General features: G+C 56.0%; 20 protein-coding genes and 3 tRNA genes. 18 read left to right on the forward strand and 5 right to left on the reverse strand.

Annotation, left to right across the window (positions count from 1 at the left end; genetic code table 11):
* The first annotated feature begins 33 nt into the window (after window positions 1-33).
* The 14 genes from ACLCGK_RS06965 (at window position 34) to ACLCGK_RS07030 (ending at window position 13,020) form a co-directional block, all read left to right on the forward strand.
* Window positions 34-1,134, forward strand: coding sequence for an ATP-grasp domain-containing protein (locus tag ACLCGK_RS06965; RefSeq protein ID WP_410951614.1), 1,101 nt, complete (start codon window positions 34-36; stop codon window positions 1,132-1,134).
* Between the two features lie 5 nt (window positions 1,135-1,139).
* On the forward strand, window positions 1,140-2,300 hold the full coding sequence (locus ACLCGK_RS06970; protein ID WP_410951615.1) for a phosphoribosyltransferase domain-containing protein: 1,161 nt from the start codon (window positions 1,140-1,142) through the stop codon (window positions 2,298-2,300).
* Between the two features lie 98 nt (window positions 2,301-2,398).
* The gene (locus tag ACLCGK_RS06975; RefSeq protein ID WP_410951616.1) at window positions 2,399-3,280 is read left to right on the forward strand and encodes a hypothetical protein; all 882 of its coding nucleotides are present in this window, start codon (window positions 2,399-2,401) and stop codon (window positions 3,278-3,280) included.
* Window positions 3,280-4,377 carry a cysteine protease StiP domain-containing protein gene (locus tag ACLCGK_RS06980; protein WP_410951617.1) on the forward strand — a complete coding sequence of 366 codons (1,098 nt, stop codon included), beginning with the start codon at window positions 3,280-3,282 and terminating at the stop codon, window positions 4,375-4,377. Before ACLCGK_RS06975 ends, ACLCGK_RS06980 begins: the two co-directional genes overlap by 1 nt.
* A gap of 45 nt (window positions 4,378-4,422) precedes the next feature.
* Complete coding sequence (locus tag ACLCGK_RS06985) at window positions 4,423-5,361, forward strand: HpcH/HpaI aldolase/citrate lyase family protein (RefSeq protein WP_410951618.1); 939 nt, start codon at window positions 4,423-4,425, stop codon at window positions 5,359-5,361.
* Window positions 5,362-5,370: 9 nt separating this feature from the next.
* A complete protein-coding gene (locus ACLCGK_RS06990) occupies window positions 5,371-5,919 on the forward strand; it encodes a hypothetical protein (RefSeq protein WP_410951619.1) in 549 nt (182 codons plus the stop codon).
* A 67-nt stretch (window positions 5,920-5,986) separates the two neighbouring features.
* Complete coding sequence (locus tag ACLCGK_RS06995; RefSeq protein WP_410951620.1) at window positions 5,987-6,442, forward strand: hypothetical protein; 456 nt, start codon at window positions 5,987-5,989, stop codon at window positions 6,440-6,442.
* A 133-nt stretch (window positions 6,443-6,575) separates the two neighbouring features.
* A complete protein-coding gene (locus ACLCGK_RS07000) occupies window positions 6,576-7,337 on the forward strand; it encodes a VWA domain-containing protein (protein ID WP_410951621.1) in 762 nt (253 codons plus the stop codon).
* A gap of 65 nt (window positions 7,338-7,402) precedes the next feature.
* A complete protein-coding gene (locus ACLCGK_RS07005; protein WP_410951622.1) occupies window positions 7,403-8,266 on the forward strand; it encodes a VWA domain-containing protein in 864 nt (287 codons plus the stop codon).
* A gap of 111 nt (window positions 8,267-8,377) precedes the next feature.
* Window positions 8,378-8,764: a hypothetical protein gene (locus ACLCGK_RS07010; RefSeq protein ID WP_410951623.1), complete on the forward strand. Its 387-nt coding sequence runs from the start codon at window positions 8,378-8,380 to the stop codon at window positions 8,762-8,764.
* A gap of 113 nt (window positions 8,765-8,877) precedes the next feature.
* Window positions 8,878-9,336 carry a helix-turn-helix domain-containing protein gene (locus ACLCGK_RS07015; protein ID WP_410951624.1) on the forward strand — a complete coding sequence of 153 codons (459 nt, stop codon included), beginning with the start codon at window positions 8,878-8,880 and terminating at the stop codon, window positions 9,334-9,336.
* Between the two features lie 156 nt (window positions 9,337-9,492).
* On the forward strand, window positions 9,493-10,659 hold the full coding sequence (locus ACLCGK_RS07020) for a hypothetical protein (RefSeq protein ID WP_410951625.1): 1,167 nt from the start codon (window positions 9,493-9,495) through the stop codon (window positions 10,657-10,659).
* A gap of 91 nt (window positions 10,660-10,750) precedes the next feature.
* The gene (locus ACLCGK_RS07025) at window positions 10,751-11,800 is read left to right on the forward strand and encodes a hypothetical protein (RefSeq protein WP_410951626.1); all 1,050 of its coding nucleotides are present in this window, start codon (window positions 10,751-10,753) and stop codon (window positions 11,798-11,800) included.
* A complete protein-coding gene (locus tag ACLCGK_RS07030; protein WP_410951627.1) occupies window positions 11,797-13,020 on the forward strand; it encodes a hypothetical protein in 1,224 nt (407 codons plus the stop codon). The genes ACLCGK_RS07025 and ACLCGK_RS07030 overlap by 4 nt, the downstream gene beginning before the upstream one ends.
* 163 nt (window positions 13,021-13,183) lie before the next feature.
* Here ACLCGK_RS07030 and ACLCGK_RS07035 read toward each other — a convergent pair.
* The 3 genes from ACLCGK_RS07035 to ACLCGK_RS07045 all read right to left on the reverse strand — a co-directional run bounded on the left by ACLCGK_RS07035 (window position 13,184) and on the right by ACLCGK_RS07045 (window position 13,501).
* Window positions 13,184-13,260: transfer RNA gene (locus tag ACLCGK_RS07035), tRNA-Ile, on the reverse strand.
* Window positions 13,261-13,324: 64 nt separating this feature from the next.
* Window positions 13,325-13,409 (reverse strand) — tRNA-Leu (locus ACLCGK_RS07040).
* A 7-nt stretch (window positions 13,410-13,416) separates the two neighbouring features.
* Window positions 13,417-13,501, reverse strand: a tRNA-Leu gene (locus tag ACLCGK_RS07045).
* A gap of 350 nt (window positions 13,502-13,851) precedes the next feature.
* On the opposite strand from ACLCGK_RS07045, the gene ACLCGK_RS07050 reads away from it, so the two are divergent.
* Both ACLCGK_RS07050 and ACLCGK_RS07055 read left to right on the forward strand, forming a co-directional pair.
* Window positions 13,852-14,250 carry a hypothetical protein gene (locus ACLCGK_RS07050; RefSeq protein ID WP_156675884.1) on the forward strand — a complete coding sequence of 133 codons (399 nt, stop codon included), beginning with the start codon at window positions 13,852-13,854 and terminating at the stop codon, window positions 14,248-14,250.
* On the forward strand, window positions 14,237-15,193 hold the full coding sequence (locus ACLCGK_RS07055) for a hypothetical protein (protein ID WP_410951628.1): 957 nt from the start codon (window positions 14,237-14,239) through the stop codon (window positions 15,191-15,193). The genes ACLCGK_RS07050 and ACLCGK_RS07055 overlap by 14 nt, the downstream gene beginning before the upstream one ends.
* On the opposite strand, the gene ACLCGK_RS07060 is transcribed toward ACLCGK_RS07055, so the two are convergent.
* Window positions 15,194-15,793 carry a hypothetical protein gene (locus ACLCGK_RS07060; RefSeq protein ID WP_410951629.1) on the reverse strand — a complete coding sequence of 200 codons (600 nt, stop codon included), beginning with the start codon at window positions 15,791-15,793 and terminating at the stop codon, window positions 15,194-15,196.
* Between the two features lie 80 nt (window positions 15,794-15,873).
* Between ACLCGK_RS07060 and ACLCGK_RS07065 the strand changes: the two genes are divergently transcribed.
* On the forward strand, window positions 15,874-16,179 hold the full coding sequence (locus ACLCGK_RS07065; RefSeq protein WP_056797965.1) for a hypothetical protein: 306 nt from the start codon (window positions 15,874-15,876) through the stop codon (window positions 16,177-16,179).
* Window positions 16,180-16,215: 36 nt separating this feature from the next.
* On the opposite strand, the gene ACLCGK_RS07070 is transcribed toward ACLCGK_RS07065, so the two are convergent.
* The gene (locus ACLCGK_RS07070; RefSeq protein ID WP_056797968.1) at window positions 16,216-16,590 is read right to left on the reverse strand and encodes a hypothetical protein; all 375 of its coding nucleotides are present in this window, start codon (window positions 16,588-16,590) and stop codon (window positions 16,216-16,218) included.
* 602 nt (window positions 16,591-17,192) lie between these two features.
* Here ACLCGK_RS07070 and ACLCGK_RS07075 point away from each other — a divergent pair.
* Complete coding sequence (locus tag ACLCGK_RS07075) at window positions 17,193-19,736, forward strand: hybrid sensor histidine kinase/response regulator (RefSeq protein WP_410951630.1); 2,544 nt, start codon at window positions 17,193-17,195, stop codon at window positions 19,734-19,736.
* Window positions 19,737-19,738: the final 2 nt, after the last annotated feature.

Here is a 19,738-nt window from a genome sequence, read left to right on the forward strand (position 1 = left end):
GCCTGAATTATTTCCCGTACGAGCAATCCACCAATGAAGCTGAATGTCTGGTTCAACAGCGGTGTTTCCCTCACCGCTATCATGCGTGCAATTCGCGAGCGAGAAGATCAACTGCTCGTGGAACAGCGGCTTATCAACAAGATTGTCTGCACCCACAAAAACCCCTGGTTTGTCGGGTTCCCCGAGGCCGATCATGGTGAGGCCGAGCCCGACGTCAGCGGTGAGGCGTATGTGCAGTGGGCCCTGGCCTTCGCGGCACGCCATAAAATCGATCGCCTGGTGGTGGGGGATCACTTCAAGACCCTGACCCAGGCAGAGGCGCGCTTCAACGCCCTGGGTGTCCAGCTGGTCTACGGCTGTCCGGCATCCTCGTGGGATGCGATCGATGACAAGTCGGCGTTCTATGATACGCTGGCGGCGCACGGTCAGCAGCGCATGCTGCCCGCGTGGGACATTTGGAATGACGGCGACGCCGATGGCCTGGATGGCGTGGCCCAGAGCGTACTGTCGACCATGTCGGACGATCATGATCTGGATACCCCCATCTGCGTCAAGCCGGTGCGCGGGATCTATGGCCAGGGTTTCTTCCGTCTGGCCGTCACGCCCGACGCCCATCAGCAACTGTTCCATCCCGATCGTCGCATCATCAAAGCTGCGCTGTTCAGCGCGTTGGCGCACCAGAACGGCTCGCAGCACGGCCACAGCAACTGGATGGTCATGGAGTTTCTCGGCGGCCCCGAGTATTCCGTGGACTGCCTGGCCTGGGACGGCAAGCTGGTGACGGCAGTGGCCCGTGAAAAACAGGGGGGTAACCGGGGGCAAGTCATCGTTCAGGACGAAATCCTGCTGGACTACTGCCGCACCCTGGTTGACGTGTTCAAACTCAAAGGTGTTTTCAATGCCCAGTTCCTGCGCAATAAACGGGGTGAGCTGAAGGTGCTGGAAATCAATCCTCGGTTCTCCGGTGGCACCGGGATGAGTGTACGTGCCGGCGTGAACCTGCCCTGGTGGTGGTTGAAGCTGACCGCAGGCGGCAGCGCTGATGACGTTCCTGCGCCTGTGATCGGCACGCGTGTGCACGCCTCGATCATCCACGTTCCCCTGCGTCGCTTCCCCTCACTGCTAGAAGGATAACCACCATGCTCGCCCCAGTATCGGCACAACAGGATCAAGCGTCCTTTCAACTGGAACTTCCAACCGGAAGCCTCACCATCCACGTCAGTGAAAGCCCCTGGTCATTTGAAAAGTGCATGGGGGTAGGCGCCAGGATCAATCCCAAGCGCGGCTTCCTGTTCGTCAGCAAGCTGCTGGGCAAGCATATCCCCACCCGCCCAGCGCTGATTCGCGAGGCGCATGAGGCCTTGTTGGATCAGCTGCAGGCGCACATCGAACCCGGCGCGCCAACGGTGTTCGCCGCCATGGCAGAAACTGCCACGGGCTTGGGTCATGGGGTCTACGAAACGGCGCTTGAGCGCCTGGGCCGCGACAACCCGTGGGTGTTCCTCACGTCGACGCGCTATGATATGGGCCCGGCGCCGCGCATCGAGTTCAGGGAGGAGCATTCGCATGCTGCTGAGCAGTGGATGTACCTGCCGCAGGGCGAGCAGCTCGATCTGTTCCAACAGGCCAAAACCCTGGTGCTGATCGACGATGAAGTCTCGACAGGCCGCACGTTCATGAACCTTGAGCAATCGATCCGCACCCGGATGCCGAACCTTGAGCGTGTTGTCTGGGTCACGCTGACCTGCCTGTCGAAAGAAACCCTCCGACCATGCTGCCACCTCCTCAAGGGATCGTTTGAGTTCCAGGCAAAGCCGTTGACACTCGTGCCGCCTGTATCCTCGGGCGTGCCGATGCTGGCCTGCGACAAGCTCAGCGACCGATGGGGAAGAATGGGGCTCAAGGGCATGATGCAGCCGCCACCATCCTTTAAGGATAAATTGGATATGCTCCTGGCGAGTGCCGATGCGACCAAGCCTGTGCTGGTGCTCGGGCAGGGAGAGTTCATGCATGCGTCCTACCTGGTCGCTCGCGAACTGGAGCAGCGTGGCGCCACCTGTTTCGTGCAGTCGACGACCCGCTCGCCCGTGATGGTCTACGGCGCGATTGAGTATGCGATGAGTGTTCCAGACCCTCTGGGTGATGGTGTAGCCCACTTTCTCTACAACCTGGCGCCAGGTACCTACGGGGCCATCATCGTGTTGTGTGAGCGTGATCCCGATGAACGCATCATCGAATTTTGCGCTCAATTGGATGGCGCCATCCCAATCTCAATGAAAGAATGGGCATGTTTGTCATAACCTGTGACAGGTTGGCAATTATTAACGCGCCGATTTAATTCGGCGGCGTTGACACTTTGTCAATTAAGCCATATATTGAGGAAAAGAGGGTCTCCACCATGCTCAATGCCACTCCTACATTCGTTTATTATTCCGACCTGGATCACACCTTGTTCCAGAGTCTCAAATCCGACGCTGCCGGCACCCACCCGATGAGCGAAGACAGCAAAGGTGCACACCAGGGCTATGCCAGGCCTGATCAACAGCACCTGTTCAACCTGATGGCTGGCAACGGCTATGTCATTCCAGTGACTGCGCGTTCACACGAGCAAATGGAGCGGGTGACAGGCTGGGTGACCGGTCGCGAATATGACTTGGCCCTGACTGACCTTGGTGCCACGTTGCTGGTGCGAGACAACAACGGTGACGCACAATGGCATGCGGTCGAGCGCTGGCAGGATGAGTACCTGTCCCAGGTGCAGGCCAATATTCGTCGCCTGACCAAGGATTATGAGCAGATCGAAAGCCGGCTGCGTGATGCAGATCTGCTCGATTCGATACGCATCGACATGATCCAGCTGGGCAAGCTGCACCTGCCGCTTTACATCGTACTCTCTGTTACGCACGACGATCCGGAGCGCGTGAAACAACTCCAGCAGATTTGCCGCGTGCGGTTTGCCGAGCCGATTGCGCGTATGGCCGGTGCTTACGTGCTGCATGAAACGGCGGACTCGGTGTGCTTGTGGCCGACGTTTGTGTCCAAAGGCAAAGCGGTCAAGCGCCTGCAGCAAGCCTTGGTCGACGGACTGGGTGACAGCCGCTTTGATCGTGCACGTGATTTTCTGGACATTCAGAATCCAGTGAACGTGTGTATCGGCGATTCCATTACCGACCTGGAATTCATGCAAAACGGCCACTTCATGATGGCCCCTACTCAAAGCCCTATTGCCCTGTCTGCCTTCGAGACGGCGCGCAAGGAAATGGACAAGGAGACACTCTGATGCTGCAGCATTCTTACGAAAAAGACGACGTGCAGGTGCTGCTGCACCCTGTGGAGCCTGTTTTCCTGTCCGTCGAGGAAAAGGAAGCGGCCATCCAGTCGGGCACGCACTACAGCGAAATGCTTTCTCGTGAGAAAGAACCGGGCGGCGCCTACCTGGAGCTGTTTGATAAGCAAGTCGCCGACTTTGGCCAGGCGCTAGCCGGCCAGCTGCTTGACCTGGCGGGCATGATCGCCGCTTCGCGCAAGCGCCCGGTACTGGTTTCCCTGGTGCGCGGGGGCACCCCCGTGGGTGTGGTGCTCAAGCGCATTCTGAATCACTACGGCTACGAGGCCCCGCACTTTGCAGTGTCCATTGTGCGTGACCGTGGCCTGGACAGTGTGGCCATCGATCACATCATGGCCTTGGGGTACGCGCCTGAAGACCTGGTGTTTGTGGACGGGTGGACGGGTAAGGGCGTGATCCGCCGCGAGCTGTCGGTGTCGATTGTGGCGCTGCAAGCGCGTTACCCTGGCATCAAGGACGAGTTGTTTGTCCTGAGCGACATTGCGGGCGTGGCCAATTTCGCCGCCACCCGCCTGGACTCCCTGGTGCCGACCTGCCTGCTCAACGCCCCGATTTCCGGGCTGATCTCACGGTCGGTGTATCGTCAGGAAAACAACGTCCCGCAGATGCATGGCGGTGTTTACCTGGCTGACTTGGCTGAGCACGATCGTAGCCTGAGCTTCGTCAATCACATGATGGGACTTGTTGATCAACTGATTCGTGGCAACCCGCTGGATCTGCGCCAGATTGGCCTGGAGGCGTTCGAAAAGGTGCGTGCACCCGCCATCGTGGCGGAAGAAATGCACAAGCTGCTGCGCACGATCAGCCACCTTGAGCATGCCGTGGATCGCAACAAGATCAAGCCAGGCCTTGGAGAGGCTAGCCGCGTGCTGCTGCGGCGCATGCCGGAAGCGCTCATTGTGCGGGATCCCTCGGAGCCTGCGGTAGCTCATCTGCTGATGCTTGCCAAAGCGCGAAACGTGCGCGTGCGCGTGTTGCCGGAAATGAAAATCCAGGCGGTTGCGCTGATCAAAGAACTGAACAACGAATAAACCTCAGGGCCCACGAGCGCGCCCCCATTCCGAGAGACCTATTTCATGAACGAGCTTACATTCAGGGAGCGCCAGGCGCTCTCTCTGGGCGCTACGATGTACGTGCCTGGCACCCATCCTGACCTCAAGGCCATTGTCGCCACCGCCAAGACCGGTGCCCGCTCGTTGGTGATTTGCACTGAAGATGCGGTGGCCGAGCACGATGTCGTCCGTGCTCTGGACAATATTCGCGAAGTCCTGATGTATATGCGAACCTTCGAAGAAGACGGCGTCCAGATTTTCATTCGGCCACGCAACACCCAGGTGCTGAAAACGCTCCTGGAGTTCAAGTCGATCGAGCGCGCCTCGGGTTTTGTACTACCCAAGTTCGAGATGGGCAACATCGGCCAATGGTCTGATGCGATGGAGGGCGCGGATCCGCTACTGGGCGTGATGCCCACGCTGGAAACGGCGGAAGTCTTCAATGCCGAGGCGATGAAGCTCCTGGGCATGCTGCTGAAGAAGGGTGCCCTGTCGAGCCGGGTGATTGCCTTGCGCATCGGCGGCAACGACCTGCTCAACTGCCTGGGCCTACGCCGCCCCCGCAACACCACGATCTACACCACGCCGCTTAGCGCCACGATTGCCAACCTGGTCACGGTGTTCCGTCCGCTGGGCTTCATGCTCACCGCGCCTGTGTTCGAGCATTTCACCGACACCGACATGCTGAAGGCGGAAGTGTCACTCGACCGCTCCCACGGGTTGATCGGCAAAACCGCAATTCACCCGGATCAGCTTGACGTGATCGAGCGTGCGCTGATGCCGACTGACATGGAAATCGAAGAAGCTGAGGCCATTCTGGCCAAAGATGCACCGGCTGTGTTCAAGTTCAATGGCAGCATGTGCGAGCCGGCGACGCATCATCACTGGGCCAAGATGATTCAGTTCATTGCGCAGAGAAAACCGTGCACTGTTCAGAGCATTCTGAAGTCCCATGCTGCCTGAGGACAGATCATGAAATCCAGATTCGACCAGATTCTTTCCACGTCACTGACGCTGGCTCGGCAGGTGCTGCCGGCAGTGGTCAGCAAGCCCAAGCGGCATGCCAACGCGCTGATCGCAGCGGCAGCCGTGCTTGCCGGCGCAGCTCCCCGCATGACGGTACAGCAATCCCAACTGATCGATCAGCTCTTCCACAACAATCCGGTTTTTGCAGCGAGTTACGGTAATATTGAGAATTGCTACACGCTGCTGAACCGGCAGATGGAGCCGCTGAAACAGCTTTATCGACAGATGCGAGAGCAACAGTACCCGACATGGCAGAACAGCGAGTCTGGTAACCGGGAGATCGAGATCCTTCGACTGGTTACCGTCGTGGCCGAGAACATCGACCAGGAACGTGTTCAGGAGTTGTTGGATTTCGGCAGTAACATGCTACACGCCACTGACACCGACAAGGGGCACGCCGAGGCCGTTGGGAAGGCGCTTGGCCAGCTTCGGGCAAAGCTCGGCACCGCCAGCAGCAAGGGCCCGAGCGAGCAAGGGTCGCCAGGGCAGGACTAATGCCAAGTCCAGTATCGACGCTTTCTACTTCCACCTGCCAATTCATCACTGAGTAAGGAGTTTCACAATGGGTTTTCTTTCCAACCTGGGCAAGAACCTTGCCGAACAAGCCAAGCGTTTTGCACCGGCAGCCCTGTCGCCTGAGAAGCGTTTTGCTAGAGGGCTGATCACCATTTCCGCCCTTATGACTATGGCTGACGGTTCTGCCGAGGAAAGCGAGGTCGAGAAGTCCAGTCAGATCATTGCTGGCCATCGCAGCATCCAGCAGCACCTGACGCCGGCTGATGCACATGAAATGTACGGCGTGATCATCGGCGAGCTGCAGAAGGCCTACACCAACTCGACCTCACGCTTGCTGGAAGTCAACAAGCGCATCGCGGAAATTGCCGATTCGGTGAAAGAGCCGCATTGGCGCCGTGAGCTGATCGAGTTTGCCGGGATCATGGCCACCAGCAACTCCCGTGGCGTGGCTGGCGACGATGAGCGTGCGCTGCAGAAAAAGCTGAGCGAAGCCCTGGTTTGACTGGGGTAGCCACTTCATCGCCGCCTAAATGGCAGGCTGGGGCTTGAAAATCCGTCATTCAAGCCTCAGTATGACCCAGCTCGCGATTTATTGATTAATTGAGGCCTTAGGCCACAGACCAAGGAATTTACCCATGGGCGTCATCAGTCTGCAAAAGCTTGAGCAACAAGCACCCGAGATGGTCGATCTGTTTAAGAAAACCTCCATCTGCCTGGACAAGGTGAACCTGCGTGATCACCGCGCCCAGGTTGCCCTCGTCCTGGACATCTCCGGCTCCATGTCAGGCCTGTATCAGTCCGGGAAAGTCCAGGAACTGGTGAAGAAGGTGCTGGCCCTGGGCCTGCAATTCGATCTGGATGGATCGATCGACGTTTTTGCCTTCGGTAACTACGCCTACGAGGTCGGCACCTTTACCCTGGAAAATTACAAATCGTGTTGCCAGACGGTGCTCAGTCGTCATCCGCTGGAAGGCGGCACCCGCTATGCCCAAGCGCTGCGCCTGATTCATGACAAGTACCGTGACAGCACCGACCCGGTGTATGTGGCGTTCTTCACGGACGGTGAGACCAGCGAACCGGAGCTGGCTGAGCGCGAAATTATCGCCATGTCCAACGCCAGAATATTCACGTCCTTCGTGGCCATTGGGCAAGATATCATGCCCGGCGAGGCGAGTGCGAAAAAGAAAAAAGGGTTGTTCGGTGGTCTTTTCTCTGGTTTCGAAACCGACTTCAAGTTCCTGGCAAAACTCGACACCCTGCCAGGCCGCACCGTCGACAACGCCGGGTTCTTTGCCGTGGCGGATCCCGCCGCCATTGACGATGACAAGCTCTTTAGTCTGCTGATGAGCGAATATCCAGACTGGCTCGTTGCGGCAAAGCAGGCTCGCATCCTTTAAATTCGCTGGCCGGGGTTCCCGGCCTTGCTGACCAGCCCTGGGCGACCGGGGCCATGGAGTGAAATATGGCTGCTATCAGCTTGGAAAAAGTAGAACGCGAAGCGCCTGAACTGGTGGATCTCTACAAGAAGACTGCCTTGTCCCTGGACAAGATTCAGATGCGCGACCATGTGGCTCGGGTATGCCTTGTATTGGACATCAGCGCCAGCATGTCGGATCTTTACGATTCCGGCAAGATCGACGAACTTGTCAAGAAAGTGATGGCACTTGGCCTCCAGTTCGACGACGATGGTCAGGTTGACTGCCTCGCTTTTGGTGTAAATTGTTACGACGTCGGTTCATTCGGCATGACCCGTGGCTCTGACGCCCAAGATTACCGAAATTGCGTGAAAACGATACGCGCCCGTCACAAGCTGGAGGGTGGCACCGAATACCTCAAGGCACTGAACATGCTCAGCCAGAAATACGCTGACAGTGAGCAGCCGGTGTATGTGATGTTCGTGACGGACGGTGAAACGCAAGACGCCAGCGCGGTTGAGCGAAAGATCAAGTCCATGTCCAATGAACCAATATTCCTGCAATTCATGGCCTTGGGAGCTGATTATCTGCCCGAGATCAATGCCACCGCCTTTGATCAGCAGGTTCCAGCAGCGCCCCCGGCGAAGAAAGGGTTCTTTGCCAGGTTATTTGGTCTCGAAGACCAGCCAGCCAGCCGTCCTGCCCCGGCTGCGCGATCGCACCGGGCAGCCAGCAGCGGTTTCGGCTTCCTCATGGGGCTCGACGAAATGGAGGGAAGAACCGTAGACAACGCCGGTTTCTTCGCGGTCAAAGACCCTGCCAAAGTCGACGATGACTTGCTCTATTCCATGCTTATGAATGAGTATCCGAGCTGGATTCCAGAGGCGAAGAAAGCCGGCATTCTGCGCTGATTCACCCAACCCCAGGACGTAAGCCTGGGGTTTTTCTTTTCGATTAAGTTATAAATTGACACATTGCCAGTTTGTCGATATATTCGGGGTATTGCCAATAGGAGAGTTTCCGTGACTGAATCCGTGTATGCCCTCATTGTTCTTGCACTCAGTATCGGGCTGGGTTACCTCGTCTTCCGGGTCAAACGCAGCAAGCCCGCCGATGCTCGCGCCATCGCCCTGGGTGTTTCTGCCGGCGCCGGGGTAGCGGTTCTGGCCTTTTTCCTGTGGGTGGGTGTTCTGGAAAACATCGCTGCTCGCAAATGGGGCGGCACCATGACCATCAGCCTGCCAGCCGGCGCACGCCTGATGAACATGACCTGGAAGGAAGACTCGGTCTGGTACCTCTACCACGACCCGGCTTCCGGCAACTGCTACTTTAAGGAAGACTCCAGGCACGGCCTGATCGAAGGCGGTGTCGTTGTAAAATCCTGCAATCCGGTGGGCCTTGAAAAATGACAACACAATCGCTCGGCCAAGCCATCGATTCAATCTGGATCCGGCTGCCAAAAGATCACGCGCTGCACAAGATTCGTCCGCAATCGCTGCCATCGCCCCATGAACACTACCTGATGGCCGGCAAGACCATTCTGGCGCTGTGCGAGGAGGAGGGGGTTGTCGCCTATGCCCCGCTCCCCAAAACTGCAGACCATGAAGCCTGGTTGCGTTTGGTTGCCGCCTGGTCACTGTGGAATCGAGATCACAAGGTGCATGAAAGCCGCGCCAACGTGGCCCAAAAGCTGGACATCGATCCGTCAAACCTGACCAACTTCCTCAATGGCAAGCGGGCCTTGACTCAGAAGGCGTTGCTGGCGCTGTCCAATTTCCTGGGCGTTCAGCCTTACGACATACGCCCTGAGCTTGGCGCCATTTCGGCAGGGTCGGCGCAGCGCAAGAACATCAAGTACCTCCGCACTGTCAAGAATGGCCTTCAGGATATCGAGCAGGACATCCTGGCCCTCCAGGCCTCCGGGGTTCCGGTGGAAAGCCTGGTGCGAAAGGTCGGTTGCGTGATCAGTTCGCTTGGCTAGTGGACAGGGGTGAATGGGAGCTTGTGGCTTCTAGCACCCCATAGCGTCCCACCAGCTGCTGAGCCTCGCGTAGACCCTGTGCGGTATGGGTTGTCGGTTTAATCAGGCCAGAATGCGCTTACAGAGCCCTGCTGGCCCATTCAAGAACACTTGCTCATGACTCCAAGCGAATCGTTTCCTGCAGGGTACTTGGCCGCCTTGGAGGCCGTTTCAGCTGGCAATGTCTTTGATGCTCACTTCCACCTGCAATCAGTTGATCGATCCGTTCGGCCAGAATGGCGGCCAGGCGACGCGCTTGTCGACGAACTCGATGCTGCGGTGCGAAAACTTTGTCTGCAAACCCCGCCCCCGATCACCCTGCTGATTGATCTGTTGAGCCTGGCTCCCGGTGGGTATTGCCGGGTCTCCAGTGATACCGAAGATTTGGTCGTCAAGACACTGATGCTCCACGATCTGGACGAGGAGGGGGCTGGAGCGATGGCCCGCCTCGCCAACCACTGCATCGCCGACTATACGCGCCTCAAGCTTGCTCCCAGGCTCTCCTTGGTGGCCTCCCTCTGCTTCTCCTTTGCAAACCCGCCCTCCAATGGCCCTGGCGTCGATCTGGAGCATTTTGGCGCGTACCTGGCCAACAATATCCAAACGGACTTTCTCAGCAATCTGGCCTGGTTGCTGATGCCTGTGGTTGTCCTGGCAGAGGAGGGTAAGCTCGATGCCGAAGGCATATCCAGGATCGAGCAGAAAGTTACCCGCCCCCTGTACAGCATTTGTTGCCGTCTTGCAGCGAATCGGGGAATGATCAGCAGCGGTGAATTCTTCGAAAATCTGGCGTGGTTCGTCACCACACGCCTGGAGGATTTGCCCTCCATTTGCACTGACATCAGCTTCTTCAACCCACAGAAGGTGGCGATGCTGGTTGCCTATGCCTGGGAGAGGCCAGTCAAGTCGTATCAAAACCAGCTCAAGGGCGTGCGCAGCGAAGATAAAGGAATCAGGTTGCGTTCATGCGCTGTGACAGTGGACTATGTAAGTACACACTTGGATTTAGCGCAGGTCAGCCGTAGCGCCACTCATTTGTTTGCCGGCTTGCTAGCTCAGTATGGCCACCTGCTTCAATATGGCCGATCTTCAAGCTATGAGCTTTTGATCGAGGTGCTGAACAGCCTGTTTAGCGTCGTGGATCTGGAATTGTGCCAGGAGTTGCTGAAACGTCACAATGGCGTTTATTTGAGCCTCTACTTGCGTGATTTCAACCCCAAATCGCTGAATGATCTGTCAGAATCCAACATAACAGAGCTCCTTGAGCACGATTTAGGGTTTTAGCATGTCAAACTACCCCCCAAACTTCCCCCAGCGACTTGCCTTACGGGCAGCGCTAAGCAAGCGTCAGTCCGAATCCAGGGCGCCAGAAGAAATGAAAGTGGTGTGGGCGTTGGAGGCAGAGAGCCTCGAAGAGACCAACGCGCAAATCTGGTTCCTTGCCGCCAGGTCGGGACGACTGTTCAAGATGGCGCTGGATGAACAGCTGATGGGTCGGCTGATCCAATACATCCATCCCAACAAGGTGCCGATTTTGCTGGAGGGCTTGGTAACGACCATTGAGGAAGGTCAAGCCAGCGACATTAACCGAGATACCCTGGGGTATCTGCTGCCAGCCCTCAAGGGTATCGGAGTTGACTACTCCGACAACATGAGGGCCCTGCTCAAAGGGCGCCTGTACCATGCCCTCTGCCAAGTGGTGCCGGCAGAGGATGCGGCTGAGCTGTATGAGGTATTGGCTCTCAAGCATGAGCCGGACAAGCACTGCGTGGTCTTCAACTCATTCTACGAGCACACCCTGGAAACCCTGGCTCAGCAGCCCGCTATTTCGGCTGAAGGCAACCAGCACCTGGGCAACCTGGCCAAGAGCGCGCATTGGCAGTTCTACGACGATGTCCGGGAAGTAGACCGCTGGGTCAAGCAATTCGAATACTTGGGCAAGCTGCGTGCCACGGCGGCGCCTGAGAACGTCGCCGTGCTGGATGAGTTGATTGGGCGGCGTGCGTCCCACCTGGGGCAATGGCTTGCGTCTTACTCACCAGCCGTTGCGCTAGCCCCCTTCTCGGGCGTGAAAACGATCACCAAAAACGAGCATGCCCACCGGGTGCTCGACACGTTCATCAAGATCGCGACCTGCATCAATCATCTGCCGCCCGACAGCTCGGAGGCCAGGGCCTGTGCGAACGTGATGATTGCCAAGGTGATCCAGGGGCTGGGGCGATACAGCGACAGCCTGGGCACCCAGAAATGGGCGTCGTTCGAGCGACAGACAGCCGATCGGGTCGACTGGAAGGTCGTGATGGGCAAGATCCCCGCCCGGCACCGTAAAGTCATCGCCGAACATTTCAGCCGCGTTGACCTGTTTGGGGATTTTCTCAACGAACGTGAGGCTGAAGAGGCCTTGGGCAGGGAGTTGGGGCTGTGATTGATCATTCGGTTTTTGAATCAGCCAATATCCAGCGCCTGGTTGAAACGTTCAAGCCTCTCCCTGAAGAAGTCCTTTGTGACGAGGTTGGTACCCTTGGCGCTGATAGTCGGCGCAGAATCATCACCATGGCGGGCTACTCGGCGCAACTGACCGATGAAGATTTCAAGCTCTACGTCAGCCTGGTGGCGCACAGTGCGGCGGTGATGAAGGAGCATGTCTGTAGCTCGAACTCCAACCATAGTGAGCAGTTGGATGCGGTGGGTGGCTTCCACTGGCTCGACACCTTGCTGGAAGAGAGCGCCAGGCGATCGGATGTCGGGAGCACACAGCGTATCTATGACAGCTCTGTGGCGATTCTTGAGTGCTTGCATCGCAGTGTCCTTCGCAACGACCTGTCCGTAGTGACGGCACAAAGGCCGATCACATCATGGGTGCAGGGGTTGATGTACGTGGGTGATGGCTCCCTGAAGATCGACCTTGATCCGGAGCTGGTAAAGTTCATGAACCGGGTCATCATCAACCGCGATGAGAACCTGTTCAATGCCATGATCTATGCCCTCAAGAAGCGAGCGACCCTGGAGACCCTGGGGCAAGGCATGACGGTGGCTACAGAGCGATTTGCCTCCTACCTGGAGACCTTCATTCCGAGTCTTTCCGGGTGTGCAACCAACGGCTCATTGAAGATCTTTCCCGCCTCCTGCACCCAGATCCTCGCTAACCTGGTGCACCTGCACACTCATGCCAACCCGGAAAATCAGCACCTGCTCCTGCCTGTCCGTGATGCTCTGATGGCGCTGGTCACCGACCCAAAAGGCCTGGGGCGAGCGCTGATGCAGCGACACATGCTGAACAGTGGGGCGGCGCATAACTGGAGCCACATCGATTCAGTCAGCGGCTACCTGAGCAGCGATTACATCAGCAGTGACGACTTCCCAGGTCATTTGCGAACAAAAACCCAATTTGCGGTCGCCTTGTCCACACTCAATGCCTGCGGCAAACTTATTTCCTCAAAGGGGCAGCCTGGAGTCATCAAGCGCAGGGTCAAGGCGCTGCTGGAGGGCAAGGGGGATGGCCATGTGCGCGATCTCATGGCGCACGCCAATCGACCCGCACAAGCACTACTGGGCAAAGTCATCCACGAGCTGGCGCCCGAGTTTCGTCACTGCATCGGAGAGCGGGCTATCGCTGGCCTTCTGGAAGATGACCTGAGTCTATGAGGCTGTGTTGGTGATAGCAGAAACCCGCCCCAGCGGGTTTTTTATATTGGGGTCAGGGAATCTGGATTCTGGGTGGGGGTGAGCCAAGAGCCGGGCAGCGCTCACGATCAGCGCAAACATAAACCGCCAGCTTTTTGCGCTAAGTGTCTGATTTCATTGGGTATGGGGCCACTGTCGGGGCTCGAACCCGAAACCTGCCAATTATGAGTTGGTCGCTCTAACCAATTGAGCTACAGTGGCACGAAGGGGTAGTGTTCTGGAAAATCCCGCACTACCAGTGGAGCTAAAGGCTGGAATTATGGGGTGGTGCCCAGAGGGAGACTCGAACTCCCACTCCTCTCGGAAACTGATTTTGAATCAGCCGCGTCTACCGATTTCACCATCTGGGCATTGCTGTGGTGCCCCGAGCAAGGCTCGAACTTGCACGCCGTTCGGCGGGGCATTTTAAGTGCCCTGCGTCTACCAGTTTCACCATCGGGGCCTGGAGCATTCATCAATCATACCATGGCCTTGGCCGGTGTCAATATACATGATAAGCAAATATTGTGTTTGCTCGCTCGGTATAGGATAGGTATACTCCGTTTAAATCATGCCATAGCTATTTATTTGCTAAACGATTCCCGCTCCATGCCTTTTCGCCACCGGGAGTGGCGGCGTGCCCAGCAGTGTGGCGACCCCCGAGGGCAGTCGCTGTATTCGCCCGCAGGGCGGCTAGGCTTTTTCTGAGGCGGTTGGCGTGAAGCACCCGTTCTGCTATGCATCGTTTGTCTTGGATGCAATTGAAACCTAACCGTTGTCTGACACTGGCCAATAAATTAGTGAACAACCACCATGAGCACAGAACATTCGATGATCCAGTTGGCGCGGGAGCTACGGACTAAATTCCCGTTCTTTGAATCCTATCAGCTCAATGAGCATGGGGCGCCCACGCTGGATGGCGCTTCGATCTTCGACATGGGGTTGTTCCTGCTGATTCTGGAAGAAGCGGGGCCTGCACATTCTGTGGCGTTGGCTCGTCTGATGTCAGTCACCAAGCTTACCATCAAAAACTGGATCAAGAAAAACCAGCTGGACGCCCTGGCGGTGATTGATTCTGTCGGCTCAGGGAAAACAGCGCACTATATTTTGCGCAACTGGGGGGTATATAGTGAAAATGTCTATGAACCCTTCCGGCCCTATATTCGGCTGGTGATCAAGCAATGGCGGCTGACTGAAGATGGGAACTCTTGAGCAAAATCTGGAGCTGGATCTCGAAGATCCTGAGGGAGTACTGAAGGCTGCGTTTGAGCGCCATGACTTCGCGTGTGTGGCGGCAATGGTGAACGCTGGGGTTCGTCTTCCTGAGGAGGGGTATGAGCTCCAGCAACTGGTGGCGGGCCTTGAGGACGATGAGCCGCTTGATGCCGGGGCAGCGAAAGCGATCGCCAGGTCTATTTTCAAGACCTTTTCACAGCACGAAATTGGCGACCTTCCGTTCGCGAAAAACGCCATTTACTCGCTGTGCAAGCAAGGCATTAATTGTGAAATTGGTGAAATCACTGGGCTGGCAGCAATGGCTCAAGCGCTGTTGCAGGGCGCCACTGAGGGCAATGGCGTCAGCGTCGACTTGGCCGATACGGTTTTTGAAGCGGTTGTCGATGACCTGCTGGACACACCAGACGCCAAGCACCTGGATCTTTTCTTCAGGCAGCTCAAGGCGTTCGATCCGAATGGGGGCGCCAATGTCCCTTTGGCGCGCTGGCTGGTTAAGGAGCATTTCGCGGCATTTGATATTTGGGGAGATGCTCCTCAAGCTGACACGTACAGTAAGCCAACGTTGGACTTGATCAAGACTATGACCTTGATCCTGACGAGTAAGCTTGAATCGGCGCAGGATTTCAGAGAGGCTTTGCGCCACGCCTTCAATCCTGAACTTCAAGCGGGCCTTATCCTGCTAGACCTCATTTATTTCTCAAAAAAATACTGGACGCAGATGGAGTGGGAGCGGTTTGGGAGTACCACCGGCAAGATCATAGAAAGCAACCTGACCCTGGATGACCTGAGCCGCCTGGCAGTCAATGATAAGCGACTGAATACCATCAACGCACTGGGTTATGAAACCGATACGCTCAACAAGTCCTTGCTGAGCGCCTCCGTTCTGGAGGGTGTGCTGGGGGCTGATCTTGGCCTTTGATCAACGAATCTGCTTGATGTTGACCAGGCAGGAACTGAATTCGTTTACGTTGCTGATGTAGCGAATGTCTTCCATCACCAGGATGTCGCCAGGCACGTAATTCATTCCAGCGGGGAGCTTGATGGTGATGGTCTGACCCTTGCTCAAGCGCCCGCTGATGTTGCCGGCATTCACACTCTCAACAAATCCGCCACGTTGCTGAAACTCGGAAGATTCAAGTGTCAATTTCTCAGTAAATGGATCTGCAGTCCAGCGAGTCTGGAGATAGCCCACCCGGTCTCCGCCGAACTGCTGCAGGCCGATTTTACTGACAATTTCGCCCCGACAAGCCGGATCAATACTGTAACTGATGGCCTTGATCCCCCCAGTTAGCTGGATCAGTCCCACCATGGCTCCGGCTGTGGTAGGCTGGTAGTCATACGCCGGGCGGATGAAATTGATGTCGAAATTGCCCTCACTGGAGTCTTCTGGCGTCACCTGGAGGTATCCCTCATACGACTTGACGTCGATTCTCTTCAGGAGCGTGCCATTTCCCGCCATGGCTGAGCCAGCAATGGCCATCATGGAGACGGCGCAGAGCGCTGAGTAGAATCTTTTCATGGGCGAGAACCTTTTTGTATTTATTGTTTTACCTGGATTTTATAGCATAATAACGAATATTGACAATCAGAAGCCATCCCATGAGAAATGCTCAGCCCGATTCTGTGTTGCACGATGACCTTGAGAAGTGTCTGGATCAATTGATGCTGTGTTGCTCGGCGCTCAAGATGCCCGTGCTCATTGCCATGCAGGATACGCCCACGAGTTTTCGCAACGTCGTGGCCAATGAGCAGTTTGCCAGCGGGCAGAAGATCAAGCTGCTGAGGATGCTACTCAAGAGCCCTGATCTGGATCAGTTCTTCAGGGAAATCATCGTTGAAGCGAAGCGGGAAGGGCACAGCAGTCTGTTTCTCAAGGCCATCGGCATTCCGGAAAAAGTCCAATAAAAAAGCCCCTTGCGGGGCTTTGATGGAAACAAGCGCTTAGGAAATCTTCAAGACCAGGCTTTCACCTGGGGTGTTGTAGAACGCCGCAATCTGCTTCTTCCAGTCCTTCAGAGCATCTGGGTGGGATGGGGTACCTGACTCAAGAACAACCCCAACCGTCATATCCAACTTTGCCAGCAAATCGCTGCTGTCGCCGTAGATGTTTACCCAGGAAAAGTTTGAATCGCCCTGCGCTCGGATTTGGATCGACAAATGCCAACCCTGAGTCTGATGAGGCACCAGCAGAGCCGAGCAGATGTCTTCAAGATATTGACGCTCAATCGCCATGTTCAAAAGCGCGTCGGCAGCCGACACCAGCTTCTCTTCACGAGATCTGGCAAACGGCCTTGTGCTTAGTCTTGAATTGATCATACCTAGGTCTTCTATGATAGTTACATTGCTGCGGAGCCCATCCTTTTGCGAGCTTCGCTCCGTCCATCATGAGCGACGACAACCTAAGGCTTTTTTGCTTGGGAGTCGATGCAAACAATAGCCATGCATTGACTTTTTGACAACCCCATGAGTTCCCAAATGCGGTCAATTTTGCAAATAAAGGGGTAAATTTGACGCTTTACTGGATGTACATACAGTATAAACACTGTATCAATGTACAGCTTGCTAATTTACTGCTAACTCGATCTATAGCGAATAGCCACCATCCTGTCTCCATGTGAATGATAACTATTGTGAAGACGGATTAATGGCGCCAAAAGACTTGACGACCTTTCAATATATGAGGATACTCCCCACGCGAACGCTTGCTTTCCACCAGATGCTTGAATTTGCAGACAATTTTTTGACGGTTCTCGCAAACGATTAGCACTGGGGTGAAACTGAGCGAAGATTGCATTGTTCGTCATCTAGGCGACAAGGATTAGTGAACGAAGTGCGTGACCACCCATGTACTTCACCATGCTAAATGCGCCATTCGGAAGGCCCGTGCCTGGCCAACTCTGTGCACTATGGATGACTTGATGATCGTTAAGAACTATCGCCGCTTCGCAGATAAGATGCCTTGGCGCGCCTTAGCCAATCATCTTGTAAAGAAGACCCGCTTCAAGGGATTGATTACCCGATCGATGATGGGCACTACCTTGCTCCTCACGCTGGTCGTTCTCGTGACCCAGGTTTACTCTCTTCATGATGGCGTTCGTGAAGAAGCCTACCGGACAGGCGAGCGCATCGCCCAGGCGCTGTCCGAGAAGCTTCTGGTGCCGATCACCACAGGTGATGATGCCGAGACCTTGCGTGTCCTTGAAAGCGGGCTCAAGGACACCGCCGTCATGCGGTTGTCCCTGAAAGTCGATCCAGTGGTGCCTGGCGACAAGGCCAGTGAGTTGAGCGTGGACTCTGAGCCGTCGCACAAGGGTCTGACCTTGCAGGTTTTCTCAACCCTGTGCAGCATTTGCGCAGAGCCTTTGCTCCACAAATCTTACGCCTTCGACGTCAAGAGCGATGACTTCCAGTCAAGTCTCGAAAGCACGGGGAAGCAGAATCGCCGTCTTGGCTCCGTCCTGATCACCATGGATCTGTCCGACATTGTTGGCCCAAGGCTTAACCAGATTGCAATCATCATGCTGGTTGTCGGAATTTTGGCGTTGTTCAGCCTGTCGCTGACTGCTGCCATCAAGCACCACATGACTGACCCTCTTGAGAAGTTGCTGCTGCTAATGCGCAAATTGCGCGCCGAGCTCAATAAGCCCGAGGGCGAAGAGCGTATGCGCCTCAAGGATGGCGATTTCCCGCAGACGCATCAACGGGACATCAATGACCTGGTTAACTCCTTGAAAGCCCTTGTCCGCAGCTACTATGACAAGGAAGACGCCATGACCGAGGAGCTCAATAATCGTGAGACCACCATTGCCCTGGCCACGGAGTCCCTCACCAAGCTGCTGAAAAAGGCCAATGAAGCCAATCAGATCAAGGACAACTTCATCAACCTGATGAGCCACGAGCTCCGCCAACCCCTCTATGCCAGCAAGACTGCAGCGCTGAACATCGCCCGCGATCCCGTGGTCAATTCGATGCCGAGCCTCAAACGTAACGTGGATCTGATCATTCGCGAAATGGCCAAAGGCGATCAGCAGATCAATAACGTGCTCGATTTTTCGAAGAACAGGCGCGACCCCAGGGCACCGGTCATTGGCTCCTTCGATCTGTTCCGGAAGGTGGAGTGCGCTGTATCCAGCGCTTCGGGTCAGGCTTATGCCCGCGAGCTCTACATCGACTTCATCGTGGATGGTGAGGTGCCGAATCAGGTTGAGTCGTGCGACAACAGCTGGGGGCACATCATTGACAACTACATCAGCAACGCCATCAAGTACACCAATGAAGGGGGTGTCCGGGTCATTCTTGGCCAGTCCGAACTGACCAACAAAGACACCACCTGGATTCGCTTTGCCGTCGAGGATACCGGCATTGGTGTCCCAGAGGAAAAGCTGGAATTCATCTTTGAGCCTTTCTCCCAGGTCGAAAGTGCTCTCACACGCTCGCACAATGGCTTTGGCTTGGGTTTGGCGATCGTTTCCGAGCATGTGGCTGCACTGGGTGGCAAACGAGGCGTGGATCGCCTTCCAGAGGGCGGTATGCGCTTCTGGGTTGAAATCCCGCTGACTCGTGCCCGTGCCCAGTCGGTTGACCAGAGCAGTGGTCAGGCACGCCTGAAGAAACTCAATGCGCAGTTTGTGATCCTGGATCCGCGTGACAGCTTCCGTAAGTCAATCAAGTCTCGTTTGTTGAACTTCGACGGGCTCTGTCACGATGCGGGTAGCATCGAGGCACTGGAGGCGCTGCTTCCGTCGCTCACTGAGCAGCAGCGCATCCTGGTCGTCCGTCGCGTGGCCTCCCGTGAGTTCCGTGAATTCGCCGGCTTCTCGTTACCCGAGCTCAAGGAAAAAGGCTTTGACTATGTCATCAGCCTCGAACCCACGCTGGAATCGGATGCGGTTGAGGGGGTCTACACCCGTGGAGAGGCGGACTTCGGGTTTGTTGAGTCGATTGAAATGATCACCTTCATCGGTCAACTCGCCGAGAAGCAGAATGTCGGCGGACGTGAAGACCGCGACCGGGGTCACTTCCTGGATCTGCTGCGGGTAACCGAAAACGAAACCCTGCGTGACGTCAAGGTGTTGCTGGTGGATGATCATCAGACCAACCTGGATGTCATGAGTCAGAGTCTTGAGGGGTATGGGGCGGAAGTGGTCACTGCCCTGGGTGGCGAGAAAGCCATTGCCTTGGCCCGAGAACAGGCCTTCGATGTGATCTTGATGGACATCATGATGCCAAAAATCGGCGGCACCGAGGCTACGCGCCACATTCGCTCGGAATCCATGAACGTGGATACACCGATCTTCGCCTTGTCTGCCGCTGCACTGGATCCTGGCACGCAACAAGAGATGCGTCACCTGAAGATGGAGCATCTGAGCAAGATGACAGCCGGCGAAACTCTGGTGTTTGAAATCAAAAACGCCATGGCCAACCGCCCACCAGAACCTATGATGCGCTTGGTAAAGTCCTGACC

Source organism: Pseudomonas sp. S1(2024), from assembly GCF_046557535.1.

Bases quoted from the DNA above. Each gene is read 5' to 3' on its own strand.
- ACLCGK_RS06965 (WP_410951614.1), top strand. From the start codon at position 34: ATGAAGCTGAATGTCTGGTTCAACAGCGGTGTTTCCCTCACCGCTATC.
- ACLCGK_RS06970 (WP_410951615.1), top strand. From the start codon at position 1,140: ATGCTCGCCCCAGTATCGGCACAACAGGATCAAGCGTCCTTTCAACTG.
- ACLCGK_RS06975 (WP_410951616.1), top strand. From the start codon at position 2,399: ATGCTCAATGCCACTCCTACATTCGTTTATTATTCCGACCTGGATCAC.
- ACLCGK_RS06980 (WP_410951617.1), top strand. From the start codon at position 3,280: ATGCTGCAGCATTCTTACGAAAAAGACGACGTGCAGGTGCTGCTGCAC.
- ACLCGK_RS06985 (WP_410951618.1), top strand. From the start codon at position 4,423: ATGAACGAGCTTACATTCAGGGAGCGCCAGGCGCTCTCTCTGGGCGCT.
- ACLCGK_RS06990 (WP_410951619.1), top strand. From the start codon at position 5,371: ATGAAATCCAGATTCGACCAGATTCTTTCCACGTCACTGACGCTGGCT.
- ACLCGK_RS06995 (WP_410951620.1), top strand. From the start codon at position 5,987: ATGGGTTTTCTTTCCAACCTGGGCAAGAACCTTGCCGAACAAGCCAAG.
- ACLCGK_RS07000 (WP_410951621.1), top strand. From the start codon at position 6,576: ATGGGCGTCATCAGTCTGCAAAAGCTTGAGCAACAAGCACCCGAGATG.
- ACLCGK_RS07005 (WP_410951622.1), top strand. From the start codon at position 7,403: ATGGCTGCTATCAGCTTGGAAAAAGTAGAACGCGAAGCGCCTGAACTG.
- ACLCGK_RS07015 (WP_410951624.1), top strand. From the start codon at position 8,878: ATGGCCGGCAAGACCATTCTGGCGCTGTGCGAGGAGGAGGGGGTTGTC.
- ACLCGK_RS07020 (WP_410951625.1), top strand. From the start codon at position 9,493: ATGACTCCAAGCGAATCGTTTCCTGCAGGGTACTTGGCCGCCTTGGAG.
- ACLCGK_RS07025 (WP_410951626.1), top strand. From the start codon at position 10,751: ATGAAAGTGGTGTGGGCGTTGGAGGCAGAGAGCCTCGAAGAGACCAAC.
- ACLCGK_RS07050 (WP_156675884.1), top strand. From the start codon at position 13,852: ATGAGCACAGAACATTCGATGATCCAGTTGGCGCGGGAGCTACGGACT.
- ACLCGK_RS07055 (WP_410951628.1), top strand. From the start codon at position 14,237: ATGGGAACTCTTGAGCAAAATCTGGAGCTGGATCTCGAAGATCCTGAG.
- ACLCGK_RS07060 (WP_410951629.1), bottom strand. From the start codon at position 15,793: ATGAAAAGATTCTACTCAGCGCTCTGCGCCGTCTCCATGATGGCCATT.
- ACLCGK_RS07065 (WP_056797965.1), top strand. From the start codon at position 15,874: ATGAGAAATGCTCAGCCCGATTCTGTGTTGCACGATGACCTTGAGAAG.
- ACLCGK_RS07070 (WP_056797968.1), bottom strand. From the start codon at position 16,590: ATGATCAATTCAAGACTAAGCACAAGGCCGTTTGCCAGATCTCGTGAA.
- ACLCGK_RS07075 (WP_410951630.1), top strand. From the start codon at position 17,193: ATGATCGTTAAGAACTATCGCCGCTTCGCAGATAAGATGCCTTGGCGC.